Here is a 512-nt window from a genome sequence, read left to right as displayed (position 1 = left end):
AGAAGAGATACTAAGTATGCGCTATTCGATTAATACTTATCAAAAAGGAAATGAAACAATAAAATCTACTCCTGTACAGCCGAAAACTGTTTTAAAAGATGATCTTTATGAACCATTGTTTATTACTAGAAATGAGGAGAAATTACAAACAGTATTTTCTGAGAATGAAGGTAAAGAGCTAACTATATCTAATGGTAATGAAACAAAAGAAGAAATGAGTTATACAATCGTGGCCTTTAAAGATTGGGAACAAGTTGAACTATTAAATAACAAAAAAGTAGCTTATACTACTGTCGCACCTGAAACGAGACAAATTTTTAATTTCACATTACCTACAGTGGAACAAGAAAGTAATTTCCAATTAGTTGCTTTTCCACTTCCTTATAAAGTTAGTAAAGAAAATTATGTCAGTCAACAAGCGTTCGGTTCATTTCGCATCGTAATTGAAAAGGCACAATAAATAAAGAGCTCCATTTACTACCTCAACAAACAAAAAAGCCTACTCACACGAG

Annotated in this window: 1 pseudogene; it reads left to right on the top strand. The window is 31.6% G+C overall.

Annotation, left to right across the window (positions count from 1 at the left end):
• A pseudogene (locus tag KI356_RS26895) lies at positions 1-460 on the top strand (hypothetical protein); the annotation flags it as partial.
• Positions 461-512: the final 52 nt, after the last annotated feature.

It is taken from the genome of Bacillus hominis (assembly GCF_018332515.1).
In the GTDB taxonomy this organism is placed as follows: Bacteria; Bacillota; Bacilli; order Bacillales; family Bacillaceae_G; genus Bacillus_A; species Bacillus_A hominis.
Note: the sequence above shows the minus strand (reverse complement) of the source record. Positions and strands in the feature narration are given on the sequence as shown.